The organism is Legionella santicrucis, assembly GCF_001468135.1.
GTDB classification, from domain to species: Bacteria; Pseudomonadota; Gammaproteobacteria; order Legionellales; family Legionellaceae; genus Legionella; species Legionella santicrucis.
Map to the genome: position 1 here is coordinate 24,188 of NZ_LNYU01000088.1, position 836 is coordinate 25,023.

Below are 836 nucleotides of genomic sequence, written 5' to 3' on the forward strand. Positions count from 1 at the left end.
GGATTGGTTGTCCTTGGCGCGACCTACCAGCAGAATTTGGATGCTGGAACTCAATCTATCAAAGAGTTAATAGATGGTCCTCAAAAGGCAAATTGATGGCTATATTCAAAGCACTCCTCCAAGAACCAGATCATGAGTGGGCGTTTATTGATGGAAGCATAATAAAAGCTCATCAACACAGTTCTGGAGCAGCTTCTGAAGAAAATGAAGCTATAGGAAAATCCAGAGGTGGTAATACAACAAAAATTCATATGGCTGTTGATGCCTTCGGCTTACCTATTGATTTTGAAATAACGGGTGGTGAAGTACATGACAGTAAAGTTGCATCAGAATTTATCGAAAAATTGCCCACCGCAGGTCATACTATTGCTGACAAAGGTTATGATAGTGAAGAAGTTAGAGACACGATTCATAAAAAATTATCTACTCCAGTTATCCCAAGAAAGAGTAATTCTAAAATTGGCAATGCAGGTATGGATTGGTGTCTTTATAAATAGAAGCATTTAGTTGAAAATTTATTAGCTAGGATAAAGCATTTTCGTGCAATTGCGACAAGATTTGAATTAAAGCGGAATTATGCCTCTGTTGTTGCTATGGCATGTGCGTTTTTATGGCTACCCATGTAGAGCCATTCGAAGTACTATTTGGATGTTTGTCCAACATTCAAGGAAGTATCATGCGTCCATCTTATGTTTATATTCTTGCGAGTCAGCGTAATGGGACTCTTTACGTAGGTTCTACGTCAGAGATCATCAAACGGGCCTGGGAACACAAAAACAAAGTCATTCCTGGCTTCACTGCTAAATATAACGTACATATGCTTGTCTATTACGAAG

General features: G+C 38.8%; 1 protein-coding gene and 1 pseudogene. Both read left to right on the plus strand.

Annotated elements, in window-relative coordinates:
- Positions 1 to 626, plus strand: a pseudogene (locus Lsan_RS22545) (IS5 family transposase); the annotation flags it as partial.
- Positions 627 to 676: 50 nt separating this feature from the next.
- Positions 677 to 836: GIY-YIG nuclease family protein (locus Lsan_RS21315; RefSeq protein WP_162265623.1), on the plus strand; the 160-nt coding region annotated here is incomplete at its 3' end.